This window comes from Roseinatronobacter domitianus (assembly GCF_023336755.1).
Taxonomy (GTDB): domain Bacteria; phylum Pseudomonadota; class Alphaproteobacteria; order Rhodobacterales; family Rhodobacteraceae; genus Roseinatronobacter; species Roseinatronobacter domitianus.
On record NZ_JALZWP010000015.1, the window covers coordinates 20,330 to 41,401 of the forward strand.

A 21,072-nucleotide genomic window follows, 5' to 3' on the forward strand; every position below is an offset into this window, starting at 1 on the left:
CCACCATTGCGGTATGCTGGCGGTCTGCAAGGGAGGGCCGCATGATAATTCACCGCACAATCCTGGCCATAGCAACCGTGGCGCTTGCGCCGGGTAGCTTGGGCGCTCAGACTCTGATCGACGCGACCGATCCAGCCCGAATTGCCGAGATCGCGCGCGGCTATGGCGCGGTTGAGGTCACGACCGATGCCGTTGGCGACCCGATGCTACGCGGGCGTATGGACGGCACACAATACGCTGTGCTGTTCTATGGCTGCCAAAGCGGGCGGGACTGCACCAACATCCAGTTTCAAGCGGCCTGGGTAAATACCGGGACAGCCACCGAAGGCAGAATGCAGGCGTGGAATGCGGCAAACCGGTTCGGCAAAGCCATGCTGGATGCAGAAAACGACCCTATGATCCAATGGGACGTGAACCTGTTTGGCGGGGTAAGCCGGACCAATCTGGACGACACATTCGACTGGTGGCGAATCGTTCTGGAAAATTTCGAAAACTACCTGGACTAACCTGCCGGACCTGGACCGGTCAGAGGCGGGATTGTATCGCGTAAACTTCGGCGTTGATGCTGGGCGCGTCGTAATGCAGTTCGCGCGTTATGACATCGGGCTTGGCTGCGATCTGTTCCATAAGCCGGTGCGGATAGTAGCCTGATTGCAAATCCTCGAAGCCGGGCAATTCGCGCAGGATAGCAATGGTCGAGATCGCGCAATGCGCAGGGGGCACCGGCCCGGCTTCGCTGGCAAGTTGCTTGGCGCGTAACGCCGTTTCCATCGAAACCGGGATGCGCTGCACCACGGTGTAATGCGTCTCGCGTGTATGGCTAAGGTAGAAGGAGGCGCCGATCCGCGGCGTGATCCCGTAGTGCAGATCGTTGCGCTCTGGCACGTTCGGGAGCGTCCAGCTGCCGGCCGGATCGAACAGCACGCGTTCATCCGCATTGATGAACAGCGCCGTGTGATCCCCGCGCTTGGTGCGGTAATTGATGACCGTTACGATGGTTAATTCCGCCTGCCCGCCGTGAATATAGCGCGCCGCCTGAACATCGGCATCCGGGGCCCAGACCCGCTCACCCGCACAAGCTGAAAGCGCCACGAAGGCCAGCACCATGAGTGTGAGCGCGCGAATCTGCGTCACAACCCGCCCAGAGATGATAGCCTGCATGATGATGCCGCCTTAAGCTCCGACAGAATCAGCCGTTTACCAGCCCGATGAAGATTAGCACGCCAATGCTGATCACCGTTCCCCAAGTGACCATACGAATGAAGCCATCAAAGGTCTTTTCCTGCGTGGTGGTGTCCATCTTGCCATGTTCATGCTCGGCCATGTCGCATACTCCGTATTCGCGTTGTCGCTTTGCTGATTATCGCATTGCCGCGAAGCTGTCATCCCTTTTGCGCATTGGTGGCACCAGTGCGGCGGACTGCGCGCGGATTCTTTGGTGTCGCCGCCTGCGGCCTTGCCGGAATGGCCGACAGGCGTGAAAGCTGACGCCGGATCACACCTTTTGCCAAAGCCATGCGCCACATTCGGACTTTGAGCGCCGGACGCGGCCCAGCCGTTCCAAATGGTTCAGATGCGCCACGGCCTCGACCAGAGCCAGCCCGTAAGTGCCTTCGGTGATCTGCCGTTTGAAAAGCGGCGCAAAACATGCGCTGGCGATGCGTGGTTCGGTCAGATGCTCCATCAGCCGTGCCAATGCGCCTTGGTGGTTGTCGATCTTCTGGCGCAGCCGCATGGGCAGGCCGGTGAAGGGAAGTTTGTGACCGGGCAGGACAAGGTGATCGTTGCGCGCCACGGTTTGGAACCGCGCGCAGCTTTCCAGCCATTCCGCCACCGGGTCAGCATTTGGTTCGGTCGCATAAACCCCCAGATTGGGCGAGATCGAGGGCAAAAGCTGATCCGCCCCCAGCACAAGGTTGCAATCGCGGCTCCAGAGCGTGACCTGATCGGGGGCATGGCCTTGACCCAGCCGCACATCCCAATCGCGCCCGGCGGCACGCAGTGTATCGCCTTCGGACAGACGGTCAAACCCAAGCGGCATGGGCGCGACCACATCGGCAAAGTTGAACGGGCGCTCAGCGGCCCGCTTGGCCAGTATGTCCGGGTCCATCCCCGCACTGCGCCAGAATTCCAGCGTTTCCGGTGGCGGGCGATCCTGATTGTCCAGCGTCAACATACGCGCAAACAGCCATGCTGTGCGCGAGGTCGCAAGCTTGGCGCCCCTGGCCTGAAACCAGCCCGCCAGCCCGATATGGTCGGGGTGGTGGTGGCTTACGATCACACGGGTCACGGGCTTTCCGCTGAGCGGCCCCGCAAGCAGCTTCACCCACGCGCCACGCGTGCGTTTGGTGTCGAAGCCGGTGTCGAACACAGTCCATCCTTCGCCATCATCCAGCGCGTAGACATTGACATGGTCCAAGGCCATCGGCAGCGGCATGCGCGCCCAGAACACACCGGGGGCTATTTCTACTGCGGTGCCTTCGTCGGGCGGCATCTCAAACGGGTAGCGAATGCCAGATGTCACGCAGTCATATCCTCTGGCGTCAGGTCCATATAGGCGGCGGGGTCGGCCCGCATGGCAGCCAGATGCGCAGCATATTCCGGGAGCATCTGGTCAAGATAAACGCGGGCCAAGGCCACGCGCGCGCCCTCTCCCGACGCGGCAGCCCGCAGGTGCATATCCGCACCCAACACCCGCGCGAAGGCGCGCAGATAGGCGGTTGCACCGGCGGCACGCGCTTCCATCCCTTGCCCCAGCATCCATTCTGTCGCTGCGCGCAAGGCTTGCACGGCCTCTGTCACGGGCGCGCCCATGCCAGACGCGCGGGCCGCTTTCGCCATCTCATCCAACACCGCAAAAACCGCCGCGCCACCATCGCTCAGCTTACGACCCACAAGATCCAGCGCCTGAATAGCGTTGGTCCCTTCGTAAATCGACGTCACACGCACATCGCGCAGGAATTGCGCGGCCCCCGTTTCCTCGACAAACCCCATGCCACCATGAATCTGGATGCCCATATCGGACACGGCAATCCCGGTTTCGGTGCCATATACTTTGGTGATCGGCGTCAGCCAGCCTGCCCGCGCGGCCCAGTCTGCGCCACCGGTCGCGGTCGCCATATCGATCGCCACGCAATTGGCCATCGCTATCGCGCGCGCCGCGAATATCTCTGCCCGCATAATGGCCAGTTGGCGGCGAATATCCGGGTGGTCGATAATCGCGGTTGCGCCCTTTGCCGTTGGCCCTTGCTTGCGGTCCCGCGCATAGGCAAGCGCGTGCTGATAGGCGCCTTCCGCCACGCCAATGCCCTGCACACCGACACCGACACGGGCGTTGTTCATCATGGTGAACATCGCGGCCAAGCCCCTATGCGGCGCGCCGACAAGCCAGCCTGTGGCCCCGTCATATTCCATGACGCAAGTTGGCGAGCCGTGGATGCCCAGCTTATGTTCAAGGCTTACCACGCGCAGGCTGTTGGGCTGTCCAAGGCTGCCATCGGCATTGGGGATGATTTTCGGCACCAGAAACAGGCTGATCCCTTTGGACCCAGGTGCTGCATCTGGCAGACGTGCCAGAACCAGATGACAAACATTCTGCGTGAAATCACAATCCCCCCAAGAGATATAGATCTTCTGCCCGGTTACGCGGTAACTGCCGTCTGCCTGCGGTTCGGCCTTGCTGCGCAGCGCGCCCACATCGGTGCCGGCTTGCGGCTCGGTCAGGTTCATCGTGCCCGACCATTCGCCCGAAATCAGCTTCGGCAGATACAGCGCCTTGAGTGCATCGGAAGCGTGATGCTCCAGTGCCTCTATCTGGCCTTGGGTCAGAAGCGGGTTCATCTGCAACGACAGGCACGCCGCCGCCATCATTTCATAAAACGCAGTAGAGACGGTTTGCGGCATCCCCATGCCGCCAAATTCCGGGGCGGCGGAAATCCCGATCCAACCGCCATCGGCCAGCGCGCGAAATCCCTCGGCATAGCCCGGTGGGCTGACGACCTCGCCGTTTTCCAGACGGGAAGGCGTCACGTCACCGGGACGGCGCAGGGGCGCGATCACCTCGGCATTCAAGCGCCCGCCTTCGGACAGGATGGCCTGCACGGTGTCCGCCGTCGCCTCTGCGAAACGGTCGGTGTCGCGCACCTGTTGGAACCCCACCACATGGTCGAGGATGAAGGCAAAATCGCGCAAAGGGGGCGTGTAAGGCATGGGCCGCTCCATCAGGCTGGACAGGATGTTGCGCTACTGATAGCGGGTTGCACGCCCTTGCAGAACCCCAACGCAGCGTCAGCGCATGGAAAACCCGACAGAAACGGCAGTTTTAGGTCCGCAGGATGTGGGTCGCGCGGCACAACTCTTGCGTGCAGGGCGGATCGTCGCGATCCCAACGGAAACCGTCTACGGCCTTGCGGGCGATGCGCGCAATGCTCAAGCGGTTGCCGCGATCTTTGCCGCCAAGGGACGGCCCGCGCATAACCCGCTGATCGTGCATCTGGCCAGTCTGGACGCGGCGGATCGCTTTGCCGATCTGCCTGCCCCCGCGCGCAAGCTCGCGCACGCCTTCTGGCCCGGTGCGCTGACGCTGGTCGCGCCCTTGCGCAGCGATCACGGGCTGGCGCAGGCGGTCACGGCGGGCTTGCCCACGGTCGCGCTGCGCGTGCCCGCGCATCCGCTTGCCCGCGCGCTTCTGGCCGAATTCGGCGGGCCTGTGGCGGCCCCTTCGGCCAACCCGTCAGGACGGATCAGCCCGACCAATGCGGCGCATGTCATGGCGGGGCTTGGCGGGCGCATTGCAGCGGTTCTGGATGGTGGGCCCTGCCCTGTTGGCGTGGAATCGACCATTCTGGGCTTCGAAGGCGATAAGGCCGTCATGCTGCGCGAAGGCGGCATCAGCGCAGAACAGATCGCCGCCGTTCTGGGCCAGCCGCCCCGCCAACGCGACAACGCCAGGATCACGGCACCCGGCCAAATGCTGTCGCATTACGCACCCCAGGCGCGCGTGCGGTTGAACGTGTCCAAGCCCGACACGAACGAGGTTTGGATCGGCTTTGGTCCCAACTGCGCGGGCGCTACCTTCTCGCTCTCCCCTTCGGGCGATTTGGGGGAAGCTGCGGCAAATCTCTTTTCAACGTTGCACAAAGCCGATGCAATGGGGCGCCCCATTGCCATCGCACCGGTCCCTGACCATGACATCGGCGCGGCGATCAATGACCGCTTGCGCCGCGCCGCAGCCCCACGCGTCTAGGGCGTTTCCGCCTCGAATGCGTCGATCACGTCAATCGCCTCTTCGGCAGTGTCAACCATGTGAAACAGGTTCAGGTCATCCCGGCTGATCGTGCCTGCATCCGCCAACATTTCCCAGTTCACGACCTTTGACCAGAAATCGCGCCCGAACAGGATGAACGGCAGCTTCGCCATGCGCTTGGTCTGGATCAGGGTGAGTGCCTCGAATGTTTCATCCAGCGTGCCAAACCCGCCCGGAAAGATTGCGATTGCCTTGGCACGCATCAAAAAATGCATCTTGCGAATGGCGAAATAGTGAAAGTTGAAGCACAGGTCGGGCGTTACATGCGCATTCGGCGCCTGTTCATGCGGCAGCACAATATTCAACCCCATGGAAACACCGCCCGCCTGCTCGGCCCCCAGATTGCCCGCTTCCATCACGCCCGGTCCACCGCCCGTGACAATGACATTCTCGCGGCCATAAGCCTGCACCGAGCGCAGGGTCATCGCATATGCGAATTTGCGCGCCTCTTCGTAAAAGCGGGACAACTCGCCCAAAGCGGGCGTGCTGGCTTTCGCCGCATCCTCTGGCCGGGGAATGCGCGCGCCGCCGAACAAAACAATGGTCGACTGAATACCGCGTTCAGCCATCAGCAATTCGGGTTTCAGCAATTCCAGTTGCAACCGAACGGGGCGCAATTCGTCGCGCAAAAGGAAATCCGGGTCGCCAAATGCCAGCCGATACGCCGGGTGCCGCGTTTGCGCGGTATCTGGCACATCATCCCATCGGTCGATATCTTGTTTCGCGTCGGGAAAAATGCGTTGAGTGTCGCGGTCTTTCAAAAGGCTCTCCGGGGGCTATGCGGGAATTGCGGTCAGCAGGTTGTAACGCTATAGGCGTTACATGCTGATGACCAGAGCCATGGAGTGCCCCAATGACCGACAACGCCGCCCTAGAGTCCGCGATTGAAGCCGCGTGGGACGCCCGCGACACCATCACACCCGACACCAAGGGTAAGGCCCGCGACGCAATCGAGGATACGCTGAACGCGCTCGACAGCGGCAAGCTGCGCGTGGCAGAGCGGCAGGAGAATGGCGACTGGCATGTGAACCAATGGGCCAAGAAAGCCGTGCTGCTGGGCTTTCGCCTGAAGGACATGGAAAAGCATGAGGGCGGCCCGCAAGGCGGCACCTGGTGGGACAAGGTCGACAGCAAGTTCGCCGACTGGAAGAAGAAGGAATGGAAAGACGCGGGCTTTCGTGCCGTTCCCAACTGCATCGTGCGCAAATCGGCCTATATCGCGCCGGGCGTGGTGCTGATGCCGTCCTTCGTAAACCTTGGCGCCTATGTCGATAGCGGCACGATGGTCGACACTTGGGCCACCGTGGGGTCATGCGCCCAGATCGGCAAAAACGTGCACCTGTCCGGCGGCGTGGGCATTGGCGGCGTGCTGGAACCGATGCAGGCCGGGCCGACCATTATTGAAGACAACTGCTTCATCGGCGCGCGCTCGGAAGTGGTCGAAGGCTGCATCGTGCGCGAAGGGTCGGTGCTGGGCATGGGTGTGTTCATCGGCAAATCCACCAAGATCGTCGACCGCGAAACCGGCAGCGTGACCTATGGCGAAGTGCCGCCCTATTCGGTGGTCGTGGCCGGGTCGATGCCGTCGAAAAACGGGATCAACCTGTATTGCGCAGTGATCGTGAAACGGGTGGATGCGCAGACCCGTTCGAAAACCGGGATTAACGAATTGCTGCGCGACTGATCGCAAAACGGGGCGACTACCCGGTCGCCCCCTCGAACAACGCTTTCAACCGTTTGGCGCTGACATCCAGATCGTGCCGTTGCTCTATTCGGGCGCGGGCGGTCTGACCCATAAGCGCCAAACGCTCTGGCGGCGTTGCCAGACATTTGCGCAAGCTCTCGGCAAGGGCCGAAATATCGCCTGCCGGGACCAGCCATCCGGCCTCGCGGTCGACCAGTTCCGGAATACCCGCGATATAGGTCGAAATGACGGGTCGCCCCAGCGCGAAGGCTTCCATGATAACAATGGGCAGACCTTCGGCAAAACTGGGCAGCACCATCGCACGCCCACTGGCAAGCGCCGCTTTGACCGCGGCACCATCGGCCCAACCGCGCAACTCCACGCTGTCCTGCAATCCGTGCTGCGCGATCAGCGCCTCAATCTGAGGTCGGGTTTCGCCGTCGCCAATCAACACAAGCCGCGCTTTCGGATGGGTTTGCACCAGCTCTGCCATGGCTTGCACCAACAAAACCTGCGCCTTTTGCGGACATAGCCGACCCACGCACACAAACGGCGCATCAGAAGGTGCTGGCGGGGCCGGCGTCATGTCAGTCAGGTCCACCCCGCAATGCACGACATGCAGCTTGTCCCAAATGCCCGCCCCCCCAGCCAGCGCCAAACGGGTGCGGGCGAATTGCGTAATGGCAACGGCAAAGCGCGCACCGGCCAGCTTCAGCGCCAGCGACGACGCCTTGGGGTCGTCAAATTCATCCGGGCCATGCGCGGTAAAGGAAAACCCCGGCCCGCCAAGCCGATGGCACAGCAAGGCCACCGCAGCGGTGTTCGTGGTGAAATGCGCATGGATATGGTCGCAGCCTCTGGACGCGCGCTTTAGGTGCACCGCTTCCAGCAGATAGGCCACATGGCGCACCAAGGCCCCATGACCCGCCGCGCGCGCCATGGTCCACATGGCACCCAAAGCGCGCAGAACGCCAGTTGGATTGCGCAACGCTTCCGTCAGGAAGAACCCCAGCAGACGTAAAGCACCGGGGGCTAACAGGTAATGGGTGCGCGCGGCTTCGTCCTTGTCAGCGGATTCGACCAAGGCCTCGCCCCAAGGCCGGATCGCAAAACGCGCAATGCCGACGCCCAACGCGTCCAGCGCGCCAATTTCGCGGCGGATGAACGTGGCGCTCGTCACCGGGTAAGTGTTCATCAGATACCCGATGCGCATGGCCACCCCTTCCGGTCAGACTGTCAGTGCGTCCAGACCTGACGGCGCGATGTTGCGAAATTCTCGGCGTAGCCGGTAGGGCGAATGTTCGGCCGGCGTGTTTTGGGTTCGACCACGGTGTAGTCGATGCCGTGGGCCTTGGCATAAGCCTCGGCACTGTCGCGGTTGTCGAAACGCAGCGTAACCTGACTGTCCATATCGCCCGAACTGGTCCACCCCATCAATGGATCAATCTTGCGCGCCTGCGACGGGGCAAAGGACAAGACCCATTGCTTTGTCTTGGCCGTGCCAGATTGCATGGCATTACGGGCGGGGCGGTAAATTCGTGCGCGCATGGTATGGACCCTATTCCGAACTTGGCCTGTTATCGTGCCAAAGCCTCGTATTTGCAAGCCTGTGCGATGGTACAGACAGGAAGGTCCCGCTGAAAGGAGGGAACGAGGAGTAAGTCTTCCGAGACGGGGTGATCCCCCTGCCTGCATGACACAAGCTAGAGGCACACAGCGCCTTGGGCAACAAAAATGTAAACAGGATACATGTTTAGGCCATCTCGCCAACTTGTCCGGCAAAGTGGCAAGCAGCCTCTCCTGTCGGTGTGGCGCGGGGCATCGGCGTCTGGGCCTTGCAGATATCCTGCGCCAGCGGGCAGCGCGGATTAAACGCACAACCAGAGGGCGGGTCGATGGGGTTGGGGATTTCGCCCAGGACCGGCTTGCGCCTCCGCCCAGACAGCGCAAGGTCTGGCACGGCATCAAGCAACATGCGCGTATAGGGATGCTGCGGTTCGACAAACAGGCGCTTGGCGTCCGCCACCTCGACCAGACGGCCCAGGTAGAGCACCCCGATTCGGTTCGCCATGTGGCGCACGACGGACAGATCATGGCTGATTAGAAGATAGGTCAGGCCAAATTCATCCTGCAAATCACGCATCAGATTCAGGATTTGCGCCTGCACCGACACATCCAACGCCGACGTGGGCTCGTCACAAACAATGAACTCTGGCTTCGAGGACAGCGCCCGCGCAATCGCAATGCGCTGACGTTGCCCGCCGGAAAACTCATGTGGGAATTTGGCGGCATCGGCGGCGGACAGGCCCACCACGTCCAGCAAGCGATCAACCTCTCGAGTGATCTCTGGCCCTTTGAGCAGGCCAAACGTCACAATGGGCTCGGCCACGATATCGCGCACCCGCCAGCGCGGGTTCAGGCTGGCAAACGGGTCTTGAAAGATCATCTGGAAACGACGACGCAGCGCGCGCATATCGGCCCCGCTGGCAAAATCCATTTCTTCCCCATCAAAACGAATATGCCCGGCAGACGGTGCCAGCAGCCCCACGATCATCTTGGCGATGGTCGATTTTCCAGACCCCGATTCGCCGACCAGAGCAAAGGTTTCGCCCTTGTTGATCTGGAAACTGACATCGGCATTCGCGGTCAGGAATTGCTTGCCCTCACGCTCTAGCACGCGGTTCAACCACGGTTTGGAAATGTCGAAACGCCGCGTCAGGCCGTCGACCTGCACCAGCGGACCGGTCATCTGTAAGTCAGTCATGCCCCGCCCTCCTCTGTCAGCCAGCAGGCAACTTCGTGCTGTGGGGCCGCCTGACGCAACACCGGCCGCTCGCGGTAGCAATGATCGAACACATGCGCGCAGCGCGGATTGAACGCGCAGCCCGTCGGAATCGAGTTCAGGCGCGGCATGGCACCGGGGATTTGCACCAAGCGGTCGCTTGTCTGTTCCAGCGTCGGAATCGCGCCCATCAGCCCCGCCGTGTAGGGGTGGCGGGCGTGCTGGATCACGTCTCGGACTGGCCCAATCTCGGCCACGCGGCCCGCATAAAGCACCGCGACGCGATCAGCGGTTTCCGCAATCACGCCCATATCATGTGTAATCAGCATGACAGACGCGCCACGTTCGGCGCAAATTTCCTTTAAAACATCGATGATCTGCGCTTGGACCGACACATCCAAAGCTGTGGTCGGTTCATCTGCGATCACCAGTTCGGGTTCTGCCGCCAAGGCCAGCGCAATGACCACGCGCTGCCGCATCCCGCCAGAGAAATGGTGCGGGTAGTCATCTATCCGGCGCGCGGCGGCGGGGATGCCAACACGGTCCAGCAGCGCCACGGCACGTTTGCGGGCGTCCGCCTCTGACACGTCCATATGTGTGCGGATGGTCTGGATCAGTTGCTGCGCCACCGTGTAAAGCGGGTTCAGGCTGGTCAGCGGGTCTTGGAACACCATGCCAATGCGGCGACCGCGAATGCGGCGCATCTGCTCATAAGACAGGTTGTCGATCCGCGCGCCCCGCAGCCGAATTTCACCGCCCGCAATGCGCCCCGGCGGTTCCAGCAGGCCAATGATCGCGGCCCCGGTCAGCGACTTGCCGGCACCCGATTCGCCGACCATGCCCAGCACCTCGCCCGGCCCGATGTCGAAGGACACTTGGTCCAGCGCGCGCAGGGTGCCATGGCGCGTGGGGAATTCCACGACCAGATCACGAACGGACAGAAGTGGTTCTTTCATTTTGTCCCCGGTCATTAGCGCAGCCTCGGGTTCAGCGCGTCGCGCAGCCAGTCGCCCAGCAGGTTGACCGACAAGGCCAGCGCCAGCAGGGCAATGGACGGAAACAGCAAGATCCACCACTCGCCCGAAAACAGATATTGCTGGCCAATGCGGATCAGCGTGCCAAGCGAGGGTTGCGTGGGTGGAACGCCGACACCAAGGAAGGACAGCGTGGCTTCCGCGATGATCGCCAGCGCCAGCCCAATCGTGCCGATGACCAGCACCGGTCCCATCACGTTGGGCAGGATATGCCGGATCAGTATTTTCGCCGGATGCGCGCCGACCACGCGGGCGGCCTGCACATATTCCTTCGATTTCTCGACCATGGTCGCGCCGCGCACAACGCGCGCGAATTGCACCCAGTCGGACAGACCAATCGCCACGATCAGCACCCAGATCGCCATGGTTTCACGGTAGGCAGGCGGGATCAGCCCGCGCGCCACCCCGAAAATCAGCAGCGCGATCAGGATGGACGGGAAGGATAATTGCACATCAGCAATGCGCATCAGCAGCCCATCGACCCAGCCGCCGCGATAGCCCGCGATCAGCCCCAGCGTAATGCCCAGAACCATGGCGAACAGAACCGCCGACAGCCCGACGAAGAGCGAAATCCGGGTGCCATACAGGATGGTCGACAGCACATCGCGGCCTTGGTTGTCGGTGCCAAGGATATAGCTGTTGCCGGTAAAAGCATTAGGTTCCATCGGCGCTGTGAACCCGTCCATCAGGTTCAGTTGCGATGGATCATAGGGATTGGTCGGCGCCAACCACGGGGCGAACACAGCCGCCAGCGCGATCAGCGCCACCACAAACCCCGCGACAATCGCTACGGGCGAATGGCGGAAAGACCACATGATGTCGCTGTCCCAGATTCGGGCGAAGCGGGATTGGGTATCGGTTGTCATCATGCCCCCTTAATGCCCGGCGCCCGCGCGTTCCACGCGCAAGCGCGGGTCCACCGCGTAATACAGAAGGTCTACGATCAGGTTGATGACCACGAAGATAACCGCGATCAACATAAGGTAAGCGGCCATGACCGGCACGTCGACAAAGCGGACAGAGTTGATGAACAACGCCCCCACCCCCGGCCACTGGAACACGGTTTCGGTAATGATGGCAAAGGCGATGATCGCGCCAAGCTGAAGCCCGGTGATGGTGATAACCGGCACCATGGTGTTCTTCAACGCATGGCCGAAATGGATCGCGCGGTTCGACAAGCCCCGCGCACGCGCGAATTTGATGTAATCGGTGCGCAGAACTTCCAGCATCTCGGCCCGGACCAGCCGCATGATGAGCGTCATCTGGTACAGCCCCAGCGTGATCGCGGGCAGAATAAGCGACGCGCGGCCGGAGGGTGTCAGGAACCCCGTGCTCCACCAACTGCCAAGGTCCACGACCTCTCCCCGCCCGAAACTGGGCAGCCATTGCAGTTCCACGGCGAATAACCAGATCAACAGCACCCCGATCAGGAAGGTCGGCAAAGACACGCCGATCAGCGAAACGCTCATGATCGTGGTCGACAGCCAGCCCCGACGGTTGAGCGCGGTATAGACGCCAAACCCGACACCGAACACGAAAGCCAGCACGCCCGACACCAGTGCCAGCTCCAGCGTGGCAGGCAGGCGCGACAGGATCAGTTCCATCACCGGCTGTTGCAGGCGATAGGATATGCCGAAATCACCCTGCACGGCGCGGCTGACGAAATCGAAAAACTGCACGATGAAAGGGTCGTTAAGGCCCAGCCGTTCGCGCAAAGCCTCGCGGTCGGCAATGGTGGCTTCCTGCCCCATCATGGTCGAAATCGGGTCGCCGACATAGCGAAACAGCGCAAAGGACACCAGTGCCACGACCAACATGACGACCAAAGATTGCAAAATCCGGCGAAGGATGAAGGCCAGCATAATGTGCCCCTATACGCGAAAAAGGAAACGCGCGCGGGGCCATTCAAGCACCGCGCGCGCATAGACTGTTCAAAGGTCAGTCAAAGGTGACATCGCTCATGGCAGGCTGGTTTTCCGGGTGGACGGCCAAGTTGATCCCCTCACGCATCGCATAAGCGAGCGTCTGGTTATGGATCGGCAGGAACACACGATCTTCCTGCAACTGCGCCCAGACATCTGCGATCATGGCATCACGCGCGTCCAGGTCGGTTTCAACGGCCATCGCCTGAATCAGAGCATCCACTTCCGGGTTGGAATAGCGAGAGCCGTTCCAGCCGCCGCGCGCGCCTTCGGTCGAATGCACAAGGAAATCGAACACATACTGGCTGTCGAATGTCGGAACACCCCAGCCCAGCAGGTAGAAATCGGTTTCCCGGTTCTGGATCAGGGGGAAGTGCATGGAACGGGTCTGCGACACAAGGTTCACATTGATCCCGATCCGCGCCAGCATCCCGACCAGCGCCTGAGAGATCGCCTCGTCGTTCAGGTAGCGGTCATTGGGCGTGTGCAGATCGACAGAGAAGCCATCCGCATAGCCCGCTTCCGCCATCAGCGCCTGCGCGCGCTCAATATCTGGGGCGCTGTAGGCGTCCAGCTCTTCGGTCCAGCCATTCACGAACGGAGGCATGGTAACACCCGTCGGCAGCGACTGACCGCGCATCACGACCTGACGGATCGCATCACGGTCAACCGCCATATGCATCGCTTCGCGCACCAGTGGGTTGGCAAAGGGGTTGCCATCGACGCTGGCGGTTAGCAGGTCTTCCGACCCCATGTCATAGGCAAAGAAGATGGTGCGGTTTTCCGGGCCGAATTCCACCTTCAGACCATCGGTCTGTTCCAGACGGGCAATATCCTGCACCGGCACGTCCTGCACGATGTCCACTTCGCCCGACAGCAGTGCCGCGACACGCGTCGCAGCCTCGGCGATGGGGGTGTAGATAATCTCGGTCACTTGTGGGGCGTCGTCCCAGTGGCCCTCGAACACCTGCAACACGGTGCGCACTTCGGGGTCACGCTCGACCAGCGTGTAGGGGCCGGTGCCGTTGGCGTTGCGCACGGCGAAATTCTCTTCGCCAGCAGCAAAATCCTGCGCGGTCAGCGCGTCATTCGCTTCGGCCCAAGCCTTGGACATGATGAACGTGTTGGTCAGGTTCTGCACATAAAGCGGTGCCGGACCTTCGGTCTTGATATGCACCGTCATCGCATCGGGTGCCGTCACATCGACCACACCGGCATGAAGACCCTTCATATCCGACGTCTCGCCCCGCGCGCGGTTTAGCGAAAACACGACATCTTCGGCAGTCAGCGCGCTGCCGTCGTGGAACGTCACGCCATCACGCAGGGTAAAGACCCAGACCGTGCTGTCATCGGGGTGGATGCCCCATTCCACTGCCAGGCGTGGAGTCAGCGAGCCATCGGTGGCGCGACCCACCAGCGTCTCATAAATATGATGCGCCAGCGTATGCGTTGGGCCTTCGTTCTGGCTGTGCGGGTCCAGCGTCAGGGCGTCGCCAACGCGCGCCCAGCGAATGGTTTCAGCACTGGCCGCAGCCAGCCCAAGGCCCAGCGCAAGCGCCGAGACAGAGGCCATACGCAACGCGCCACCAAGGCCGGTGCGGAAGGAAATGGCAGTCATGTTCATTCTCCCATGTCGTTTTTCTTTGTTGGTCCCTGCATGGCAAAGCGGTGCCCGGCCACACGGAATAAGCACAGGTTGCCAGCACATATGCCGCAAGTCGAGAGGGAAAGCCGCTTTCGCAGCGTAAACCCCTGATCGCTTAACGGTTACGCGCGGGGCGCAGCCCAAGCATCTGGCGCGCCTGCGCAGGTGTGGCAACGGGGCGGTCATATTTCGCACATAGATCAACCGTGCGCACGACCAGCGCGGCGTTTGACGGGGCCAACATAGTCCGGTCCAGCCGGACGTTATCCTCCAGCCCGGTGCGGGTATGCCCGCCGCGCGCAATAGCCCATTCATTGACCACAATCTGCCCCGCGCCAATGCCGGCAGCACACCACAGCGCATCGGGGGCATAGCGGTTCAGGGTTTCGATGTAGAAATCGAGCACCCGTTCATCGACCGGCATGGCGTTTTTCACACCCATCACGAATTGCACATAAAGCGGCCGCGCCAAACGCCCATCATCGGCCATGCGCGCTGCCTGGATGATATGCGACAGGTCGAACGCCTCTATTTCCGGGATCACGTCATACATGCGCATTTCCGATGCCAGCCAATCGACCAGATCTGGCGGGTTCTCATATACGCGCGTGGGAAAGTTGTTCGAGCCGACAGAAAGCGAGGCCATGTCGGGTCGCAACGGCAACATGCCACCGCGCGCGACCCCTGCCCCCGACCGCCCACCGGTCGAAAGCTGCACGATCATGCCGGGGCAATGCTGTTCAATCCCGCCCATCAACGCTGCAAAGCGGTCCGGGTCGGATGTCGGCGCGCCATCATCGTCACGCACATGGCAATGTGCGATGGCCGCCCCGGCTTCGAACGCGGCATGGGTGCTTTCGATCTGCTCTGCCACTGTGATTGGCACGGCCGGGTTGTCGGCCTTGGTCGGGACAGAGCCGGTGATCGCCACGGCGATGATGCAAGGTGTCGTCATGTCAGAAACTTCCGTTTAGCTTGCCGCACACTGGCTCGGAATACCATTCCGTTTCAAGCTCGGCGCGCGATGTCGGCATAATGAGCATGGACCGCGCGCAGGTGCAAGTCACGCAACCGCGCGTCCCCCAAAAGCGCGCAGAGCGCCCGCGCCCGCGCGGCAATCGCCCTGCATTCGGCAGGGTTGGCGCGGGCCCAGTCCAGCTTCTCGTCCAGATCGGTCAACAATGGGGCCAGCGGGATATAATGCTCCCATGGGCGAATGACGGCGGAATAAAACAGCTCCCACCCGTCTTCTTCGCGCAGCACAACCGAATTGCTGTCCAGCGCCGGGATGAAATTCGACCCGGTGTCATTGCCCCGGACACTCAGGATATAGCGAAACTGCCGTTGCCATGACATTGGCCGCGAAGGCTTTACCACATAGCCAACGCCGTGGCGGGCAAGACTGGCCGCGATACGGTCGTCACAGGTCAGGCCAAGGTCGAAATCCGGGGCGGTCGCGCGATCGAACACCATCCCGAAGCGCAGGTTTTTGCGCAATTCCGCAAGAATTGGCGCACCGTCCCTGGTCGTTGGGGCGGTTTCCAGCGCGGCAATCAGGTGCATGCAATTCCGCCCGCCGGGACGTGTAGGGCGGGTTCGCCCCGACAGCGCACCGCGCCAGACGACAGCATCGCGCTTGTCGTCGAATGTCAGCATATCGGGCGGGGTCTTGCCCAAAAAGCGTTGCGTGTCAAGGTCGTGATAGCGCGGCAGGGGCCAAAGCACGACATTCCGGGCGCCTGGCCTGCGGCAATAGCACAACACCGGGGCAGGCAGGGGGCGCGCTTCGGTGCCGAGCACGCGCGCATCCTGGAAATCCATATGGACGATGCCGCGCGCGCCGATGCCTTGCAGCGCGGTTAAAGCGCCAAGGCTGCGCAGGGGTTTATGCGCCGTGCCGATTTCTGCCCATTTGCCCCACCTACGGCCAAACGGGCCGGGCGCGCCGGTGCGGTCTTGGGTGGTGCCGCTATCAAAATCGGCGCTCAGAAACATGACAGAGCATGTGTCGAACCCGCCCTGCCCGAACGGCCCGACGCGCGCAACAGAGCCCTGCACCAGACGGTCCAGAACCGCGTTTTCGCTGTCGGATAGCCGCATCATGCATTGCCTGTTGACGTGATCCCAAAGGCCACAATGCCCCAACACAGCAAGAACAGAAAGCACGGAATAAAAGCTGGAGCGGGTAGCGGGAATCGAACCCGCACTTCAGGCTTGGGAAGCCGGCGCGCTACCACTACACCATACCCGCTCTGGCGTGCGATCTAGCATTATTCCCCACAGTGCCACAAGCCGATTCTGCGGGGCTATGGGCCAAAAGACTACAACCGTTAAGCCGCCAGCCCTTTGCTGCCCATGTCCAGAAACTTGCGGCGGCGGTCGCGGCGCAGCTTGTCGGGGCTTTTGCCTTCCATCTCTGCGAGCATGGCGGAAATGGCGCTGCCCACGGCGCGGATGGTCACGTCCGGGTCACGCTGCGCGCCCCCCATCGGTTCCGGGATGACCCGGTCAATGATCGCCAGTTTCAGCAGGTCTTGCGCGGTCAGGCGCAGGGCTTCGGCGGCCTCGCGCATTTTCTCGGCGTCTTTCCACAGGATCGACGCGCAGCCTTCGGGGCTGATGACCGAATAAACCGAATGTTCCAGCATGGCGATACGGTTCGCCGTGGCCAGTGCCACAGCACCACCAGAGCCACCCTCTCCAATGATGACCGACACCATCGGCACGCCCAGCGACAGGCATTTCTGCGTGCAACGCGCGATAGCTTCGGCCTGCCCGCGTTCTTCCGCGCCCTTGCCGGGGTAGGCGCCGGGTGTGTCAACCAACGCAATCACAGGCAGCCGGAACCGGTCGGCCATATCCATAAGCCGGATCGCCTTGCGATAGCCTTCGGGCCGGGCCATGCCGAAATTGCGGCGCAGACGGCTTTGCGTGTCATGCCCCTTTTCCTGCCCGATCACCATGACGGGGCGGTCGTTCATCCGTGCAAGCCCGCCGATGATAGCCTCATCCTCTGCAAAGCCACGGTCGCCCGCAAGCGGCGTGAATTCATCAAACAACGCCTCGATATAGCGTTTGCAATGCGGCCGGTCGGGATGGCGCGCGACCTGGCATTTGCGCCAAGGCGACAGCGATTTATACATGTCCACCAGCATTTTCTGCGCTTTCGCGTCCAATGCTGCGGCTTCTTTCTCGATCTGCACATCAGGGTTGGCGGCGGCCATGGCGCGCAGCTCTGTGGCTTTGCCTTCGATCTCGGCCAAGGGCTTTTCGAATTCGAGATAGTTCATCGACCCACTCCAACGCAGTTTGACAGGATATGCGGTATCGGGACGCAATTTGCAATGCACCTGACGCTCGACCGTTTTATGAGAATCGTTTAGAACAAACAAAGAACATTTGGAATCACACAGTCCCTCTGTCATGCCAGCACAACGCCGTATCATCGTGATCTGGCTGCCCCGCCTGCAATCAGACCTGGCCTTGCGCCGGTTGGCGCTGGATGCGCCCTTCGCGGTGATCGAGCGGCAGCGCGGTGCCGAACGGCTGGTTTGCATCAGCGCGCAGGCGCAAACGCTGGGGCTGGCGCGCGGCATGGGGCTGGCCGATGCGCGCGCGCTCTGCCCCGACCTTCTGACCCGCCCCGCAGACCCGCACCGCACCGCGCAGGCGTTGGAAACCCTGCGCCGCTGGGCGCTGCGCTACTGCCCTTGGGCAGCATGTGACGGCACGGATGGGCTGGCGCTGGACATCACCGGCGCGGCGCATCTGATGGGCGGCGAGGAGGCGCTGCTGGATGACCTGTTGGCGCGGCTGGCGCGTATGGGGTTCACCGCGCGCGCCGGGCTGGCCGATACACGCGGCGCGGCTTGGGCCATGGCGCATGTCGCGCGCGGCGGAATTGTCCCCACCGGCGGCACGCGCGCGGCACTTGGGCCGCTGCCCCTGGCGGCGCTGAGGTTGGATTCCAAAACGCTCACAGCTTTGGAACGGCTGGGCCTGCGCCGGGTGCGTGATCTGGCGCAGATGCCGCGCGCACCTCTGGCCCGGCGGTTTGGCGCAGGGCTGCTGGGGCGGATGGATCAGGCGATGGGCGACCTGCCCGAACCCATAGCCCCCCCGCCCACGCCGCCGGTCATGGCGGTGCGCATGTCCTTGCCAGACCCCATTGGCTTTCTGGGCGATCTGCAAGCGGGGCTGGCGCGGTTGCTGGAACGGCTTTGCCAGCATCTGCACCGCGCCGAGCTTGGTGCGCGGCGACTGGTGCTGGACCTGTCACGCGTCGATGGGCAGTCCGTTCGGCTGGAAATCCGGCTGGCCCGCCCGATGCGCGACGCATCCGCCATCGCGCCGCTGTTCGACCGCGCGCTGGACGGGGTGGATGCGGGTTTCGGGATTGACGGGATGCGGCTAAGCGCGCCAGAGTTGGACGCGCTTCCCTTGCAACAAGTCACCACCGGCGGCGCACAGACGCAAGACGCTCTGTCCGATCTGATCTCGCGGTTGAGCAATCGGCTGGGGTTTGACCATGTGCAGCGATTGCTGCCCGCCGACAGCCACATTCCCGAAAAGGCGTTCACTGTGGCCGCAGCCGCCTACAGCACCCCCGCCCCGAACTGGCCGCGCACAACGCCGCCCCGCCCACTGACCCTGTTTCCCCCCGAACCCATCGCGGGCAGCGGGCGCGCAGTGCCGCGCCGGTTCAGGTGGCGGGGGCAGGCATGGCAGGTCGTCGCGGCCAGCGGTCCCGAACGCATCACCCCCGAATGGTGGCTGGACGACCCGAACTGGCGCTCTGGCATGCGCGACTACTGGAAGGTGCAGACCGACCGCGGCGCGCGTTTGTGGCTGTTTCACACGCCACAGCGCGACGGTTGGTGCGTTCAGGGCGAATTCGCCTGATCCGCTTCTCCGAACTGGATCGCATAAAGCCGCGCATAAGCGCCGCCCTTGTCCAGCAATTCGCCATGCGTGCCTTGCTCCACCACACGGCCCCGGTCCATGACCACGATCTTGTCAGCACCGCGCACGGTGGACAGACGATGCGCGATCACAAGCGTCGTGCGGCCCTGTGCAAGCCGGTCCAGCGCATCCTGAACCAGCAACTCGGATTTGGCATCGAGCGCGCTGGTCGCTTCGTCCAGCAGCAGGATCGGCGCATTGCGTAACAGCGCCCGCGCAATCGCCACACGCTGGCGCTGCCCGCCAGACAGCGACGACCCGCGCGGCCCTGCCAGCGTGTCCAGACCCTGCGGCAGGTTGGGCAGGAAATCGGCAACATGCGCGTCCTGCAAGGCGGCTTGCAAAGCGGCCTCGGACACCTCGCCCGCACCCAAGGTCACATTGTCGCGGATGGTTTCATCGAACAGCGCAGAGTCCTGGCTGACCACGGAAAACAGCCCCCGCAAGGCCGCCAGATCATAATCACGCACATCCTGCCCGCCGATCAAAACCTTGCCGGATTGCCCATCGGCAAGCCGCGTCAGAAGCGTGAAAATGGTTGTCTTCCCCGCCCCCGACGGCCCGACAATGGCGGTCGTCTGCCCGGCCTCTGCCACCAGCGACAGGTTGCGTAGCACAGGCGTCTCATCATACCCGAAGCTGACATCACGCAGTTCAACCCCTGCGGTGTCGCGCGCGGGCAATATTGCATGCGGAGGCGGTGGGCTGACCACCTTGGGCGCAACCTGCAAGAGTGCATGCGTGCGATCCAGCGAAGCAAGGATATTCTGCCATTCAGCCGACAAGGCCGACAATCGGCGCATCGGGTCGAAAAGCAGACCCAAGGCGGTGAAGAAGGACATGAACTCCCCCACCGTGCGCGTACCGTCAATGATCTGGAAGCCACCGACCACCAGCACTAAAGCAAAGCCAATCGCCGCGCCGAAATCCATTACCGTGCTGACAGAGGCCTGCCCGATGGCCGCGCGCGTTGCCATACGCGCGAAGCGATCCATGATCTTGCGGAAGCGGCCCAATTCCTGCGCCTCTGTGCCAGTCAACTGGATAGTGGCAATCCCGTGAAACGCCTCGTCAAGCCGGTTGGAACTGTCCGCCGCCGCCAGCCGCGCCTCGCGTGAGCGGCGGCGGATCAGCCGTTGAATCGCCAGAATCGGCACCACAATCAGCGGAATGGCAATGATGGCGGCCAAGGTCCATTGCCAAGCCGTCCACAGCGCGACCCCCAGCAATACCACCACAGCGGCACCATCACGCCCCAGCCCGGTGATAAACCCTTTGAACAGGCGGCGCATGGCTTCTGAATCGCCGCGCACCCGCTCTATCAGAACACCGGGCGCATTGCGCTTGAAAAACGCCTGATCCAGCGTCGCCAGATGCGCAAGCAACACGCCTTGCAGTTCCGCCGTGGCCTTTTCCGACAGTCCGGCCATGATGGATTTATGCGCAAGCCGCGCCAAGCCGCGCCCGAAGAACACCAAGGCCATGGCAAGCGCCACGAAAACAACCCGCGCCCTGTCGCCCGCGACCAAGACATCGTCGAACATGGGCTGCACCAGGTAGCTGAAGGCCCCTAGCATTGCAGCTTCCAGCACCATGAACACCACGGCAAGCCCGATCAGCGGCAACCGTTTGCGGATGAACCTGTCCCACAGCCAATGTGCGACGACACGGTCCATAAGCGACTGGGCTTTGCGACTGGGGGCGGGGTTGTCGGACAAGGGACACTCGGCTTGGACTG

Annotated in this window: 20 protein-coding genes and 1 tRNA gene; 4 read left to right on the forward strand and 17 right to left on the reverse strand. The window is 62.3% G+C overall.

Annotation, left to right across the window (positions count from 1 at the left end; all coding sequences use genetic code 11):
* Positions 1 to 41 precede the first annotated feature (41 nt).
* A complete protein-coding gene (locus M3N55_RS13325; RefSeq protein ID WP_249059893.1) occupies positions 42 to 506 on the forward strand; it encodes a YbjN domain-containing protein in 465 nt (154 codons plus the stop codon).
* A 19-nt stretch (positions 507 to 525) separates the two neighbouring features.
* On the opposite strand, the gene M3N55_RS13330 is transcribed toward M3N55_RS13325, so the two are convergent.
* The 4 genes from M3N55_RS13330 to M3N55_RS13345 form a co-directional block, all read right to left on the reverse strand.
* Positions 526 to 1,161 (reverse strand): hypothetical protein, encoded by a 636-nt coding sequence (locus M3N55_RS13330; protein ID WP_249059894.1) that lies wholly within the window; start codon positions 1,159 to 1,161, stop codon positions 526 to 528.
* 28 nt (positions 1,162 to 1,189) lie between these two features.
* Positions 1,190 to 1,324: an aa3-type cytochrome c oxidase subunit IV gene (locus tag M3N55_RS13335; RefSeq protein WP_249059895.1), complete on the reverse strand. Its 135-nt coding sequence runs from the start codon at positions 1,322 to 1,324 to the stop codon at positions 1,190 to 1,192.
* A gap of 171 nt (positions 1,325 to 1,495) precedes the next feature.
* Entirely contained in the window at positions 1,496 to 2,524 is a 1,029-nt protein-coding gene (locus tag M3N55_RS13340) for an MBL fold metallo-hydrolase (RefSeq protein ID WP_249059896.1), read from the reverse strand.
* Positions 2,521 to 4,209, reverse strand: coding sequence for an acyl-CoA dehydrogenase (locus M3N55_RS13345; protein WP_249059898.1), 1,689 nt, complete (start codon positions 4,207 to 4,209; stop codon positions 2,521 to 2,523). Before M3N55_RS13345 ends, M3N55_RS13340 begins: the two co-directional genes overlap by 4 nt.
* 85 nt (positions 4,210 to 4,294) lie before the next feature.
* On the opposite strand from M3N55_RS13345, the gene M3N55_RS13350 reads away from it, so the two are divergent.
* Positions 4,295 to 5,245, forward strand: a complete 951-nt coding sequence (locus M3N55_RS13350) for an L-threonylcarbamoyladenylate synthase (RefSeq protein ID WP_249059900.1) — start codon at positions 4,295 to 4,297, stop codon at positions 5,243 to 5,245.
* Here the strand turns inward: M3N55_RS13350 and M3N55_RS13355 are convergent.
* Positions 5,242 to 6,066, reverse strand: a complete 825-nt coding sequence (locus M3N55_RS13355; protein WP_249059902.1) for an LOG family protein — start codon at positions 6,064 to 6,066, stop codon at positions 5,242 to 5,244. The genes M3N55_RS13350 and M3N55_RS13355 overlap by 4 nt on opposite strands.
* Positions 6,067 to 6,158: 92 nt before the next feature.
* On the opposite strand from M3N55_RS13355, the gene dapD reads away from it, so the two are divergent.
* Positions 6,159 to 6,989, forward strand: coding sequence for a 2,3,4,5-tetrahydropyridine-2,6-dicarboxylate N-succinyltransferase (gene dapD / locus M3N55_RS13360; protein WP_249059904.1), 831 nt, complete (start codon positions 6,159 to 6,161; stop codon positions 6,987 to 6,989).
* A 16-nt stretch (positions 6,990 to 7,005) separates the two neighbouring features.
* On the opposite strand, the gene M3N55_RS13365 is transcribed toward dapD, so the two are convergent.
* The 11 genes from M3N55_RS13365 to M3N55_RS13415 all read right to left on the reverse strand — a co-directional run bounded on the left by M3N55_RS13365 (position 7,006) and on the right by M3N55_RS13415 (position 17,662).
* Entirely contained in the window at positions 7,006 to 8,202 is a 1,197-nt protein-coding gene (locus tag M3N55_RS13365) for a glycosyltransferase family 4 protein (protein WP_249059906.1), read from the reverse strand.
* Between the two features lie 23 nt (positions 8,203 to 8,225).
* Positions 8,226 to 8,537: an ETC complex I subunit gene (locus M3N55_RS13370; protein WP_249059907.1), complete on the reverse strand. Its 312-nt coding sequence runs from the start codon at positions 8,535 to 8,537 to the stop codon at positions 8,226 to 8,228.
* A gap of 205 nt (positions 8,538 to 8,742) precedes the next feature.
* On the reverse strand, positions 8,743 to 9,738 hold the full coding sequence (locus tag M3N55_RS13375) for an ABC transporter ATP-binding protein (protein WP_249059973.1): 996 nt from the start codon (positions 9,736 to 9,738) through the stop codon (positions 8,743 to 8,745).
* Positions 9,739 to 9,749: 11 nt separating this feature from the next.
* Positions 9,750 to 10,727 (reverse strand): ABC transporter ATP-binding protein, encoded by a 978-nt coding sequence (locus M3N55_RS13380; protein WP_249059908.1) that lies wholly within the window; start codon positions 10,725 to 10,727, stop codon positions 9,750 to 9,752.
* Positions 10,728 to 10,741: 14 nt separating this feature from the next.
* Positions 10,742 to 11,674, reverse strand: coding sequence for an ABC transporter permease (locus M3N55_RS13385; protein WP_428982660.1), 933 nt, complete (start codon positions 11,672 to 11,674; stop codon positions 10,742 to 10,744).
* Positions 11,675 to 11,680: 6 nt separating this feature from the next.
* Positions 11,681 to 12,667, reverse strand: coding sequence for an ABC transporter permease (locus tag M3N55_RS13390; protein WP_249059910.1), 987 nt, complete (start codon positions 12,665 to 12,667; stop codon positions 11,681 to 11,683).
* A 76-nt stretch (positions 12,668 to 12,743) separates the two neighbouring features.
* A complete protein-coding gene (locus M3N55_RS13395; RefSeq protein WP_249059975.1) occupies positions 12,744 to 14,300 on the reverse strand; it encodes an ABC transporter substrate-binding protein in 1,557 nt (518 codons plus the stop codon).
* Between the two features lie 187 nt (positions 14,301 to 14,487).
* A complete protein-coding gene (locus M3N55_RS13400; RefSeq protein WP_249059911.1) occupies positions 14,488 to 15,327 on the reverse strand; it encodes a 3-oxoadipate:acetyl-CoA acetyltransferase in 840 nt (279 codons plus the stop codon).
* Positions 15,328 to 15,380: 53 nt separating this feature from the next.
* The gene (locus M3N55_RS13405) at positions 15,381 to 16,475 is read right to left on the reverse strand and encodes a glycosyl transferase family 90 (RefSeq protein ID WP_249059912.1); all 1,095 of its coding nucleotides are present in this window, start codon (positions 16,473 to 16,475) and stop codon (positions 15,381 to 15,383) included.
* A gap of 74 nt (positions 16,476 to 16,549) precedes the next feature.
* Positions 16,550 to 16,623 (reverse strand) — tRNA-Gly (locus tag M3N55_RS13410).
* 79 nt (positions 16,624 to 16,702) lie between these two features.
* Positions 16,703 to 17,662 (reverse strand): acetyl-CoA carboxylase carboxyltransferase subunit alpha, encoded by a 960-nt coding sequence (locus M3N55_RS13415; RefSeq protein WP_249059913.1) that lies wholly within the window; start codon positions 17,660 to 17,662, stop codon positions 16,703 to 16,705.
* Between the two features lie 133 nt (positions 17,663 to 17,795).
* Between M3N55_RS13415 and M3N55_RS13420 the strand changes: the two genes are divergently transcribed.
* Complete coding sequence (locus tag M3N55_RS13420; RefSeq protein WP_249059914.1) at positions 17,796 to 19,274, forward strand: Y-family DNA polymerase; 1,479 nt, start codon at positions 17,796 to 17,798, stop codon at positions 19,272 to 19,274.
* Here M3N55_RS13420 and M3N55_RS13425 read toward each other — a convergent pair.
* Positions 19,256 to 21,052, reverse strand: a complete 1,797-nt coding sequence (locus M3N55_RS13425) for an ABC transporter ATP-binding protein (RefSeq protein WP_249059916.1) — start codon at positions 21,050 to 21,052, stop codon at positions 19,256 to 19,258. The genes M3N55_RS13420 and M3N55_RS13425 overlap by 19 nt on opposite strands.
* Positions 21,053 to 21,072: the final 20 nt, after the last annotated feature.

Excerpts from the sequence above, each read along its gene's own strand:
- M3N55_RS13420 (WP_249059914.1), top strand. The coding sequence starts at position 17,796 with ATGCCAGCACAACGCCGTATCATCGTGATCTGGCTGCCCCGCCTGCAA.
- M3N55_RS13365 (WP_249059906.1), bottom strand. The coding sequence starts at position 8,202 with ATGCGCATCGGGTATCTGATGAACACTTACCCGGTGACGAGCGCCACG.
- M3N55_RS13335 (WP_249059895.1), bottom strand. The coding sequence starts at position 1,324 with ATGGCCGAGCATGAACATGGCAAGATGGACACCACCACGCAGGAAAAG.
- M3N55_RS13405 (WP_249059912.1), bottom strand. The coding sequence starts at position 16,475 with ATGATGCGGCTATCCGACAGCGAAAACGCGGTTCTGGACCGTCTGGTG.
- M3N55_RS13375 (WP_249059973.1), bottom strand. The coding sequence starts at position 9,738 with ATGACCGGTCCGCTGGTGCAGGTCGACGGCCTGACGCGGCGTTTCGAC.
- dapD (WP_249059904.1), top strand. The coding sequence starts at position 6,159 with ATGACCGACAACGCCGCCCTAGAGTCCGCGATTGAAGCCGCGTGGGAC.
- M3N55_RS13400 (WP_249059911.1), bottom strand. The coding sequence starts at position 15,327 with ATGACGACACCTTGCATCATCGCCGTGGCGATCACCGGCTCTGTCCCG.
- M3N55_RS13330 (WP_249059894.1), bottom strand. The coding sequence starts at position 1,161 with ATGCAGGCTATCATCTCTGGGCGGGTTGTGACGCAGATTCGCGCGCTC.
- M3N55_RS13345 (WP_249059898.1), bottom strand. The coding sequence starts at position 4,209 with ATGCCTTACACGCCCCCTTTGCGCGATTTTGCCTTCATCCTCGACCAT.
- M3N55_RS13385 (WP_428982660.1), bottom strand. The coding sequence starts at position 11,674 with ATGATGACAACCGATACCCAATCCCGCTTCGCCCGAATCTGGGACAGC.
- M3N55_RS13390 (WP_249059910.1), bottom strand. The coding sequence starts at position 12,667 with ATGCTGGCCTTCATCCTTCGCCGGATTTTGCAATCTTTGGTCGTCATG.
- M3N55_RS13370 (WP_249059907.1), bottom strand. The coding sequence starts at position 8,537 with ATGCGCGCACGAATTTACCGCCCCGCCCGTAATGCCATGCAATCTGGC.
- M3N55_RS13395 (WP_249059975.1), bottom strand. The coding sequence starts at position 14,300 with ATGGCCTCTGTCTCGGCGCTTGCGCTGGGCCTTGGGCTGGCTGCGGCC.
- M3N55_RS13415 (WP_249059913.1), bottom strand. The coding sequence starts at position 17,662 with ATGAACTATCTCGAATTCGAAAAGCCCTTGGCCGAGATCGAAGGCAAA.
- M3N55_RS13325 (WP_249059893.1), top strand. The coding sequence starts at position 42 with ATGATAATTCACCGCACAATCCTGGCCATAGCAACCGTGGCGCTTGCG.
- M3N55_RS13350 (WP_249059900.1), top strand. The coding sequence starts at position 4,295 with ATGGAAAACCCGACAGAAACGGCAGTTTTAGGTCCGCAGGATGTGGGT.
- M3N55_RS13380 (WP_249059908.1), bottom strand. The coding sequence starts at position 10,727 with ATGAAAGAACCACTTCTGTCCGTTCGTGATCTGGTCGTGGAATTCCCC.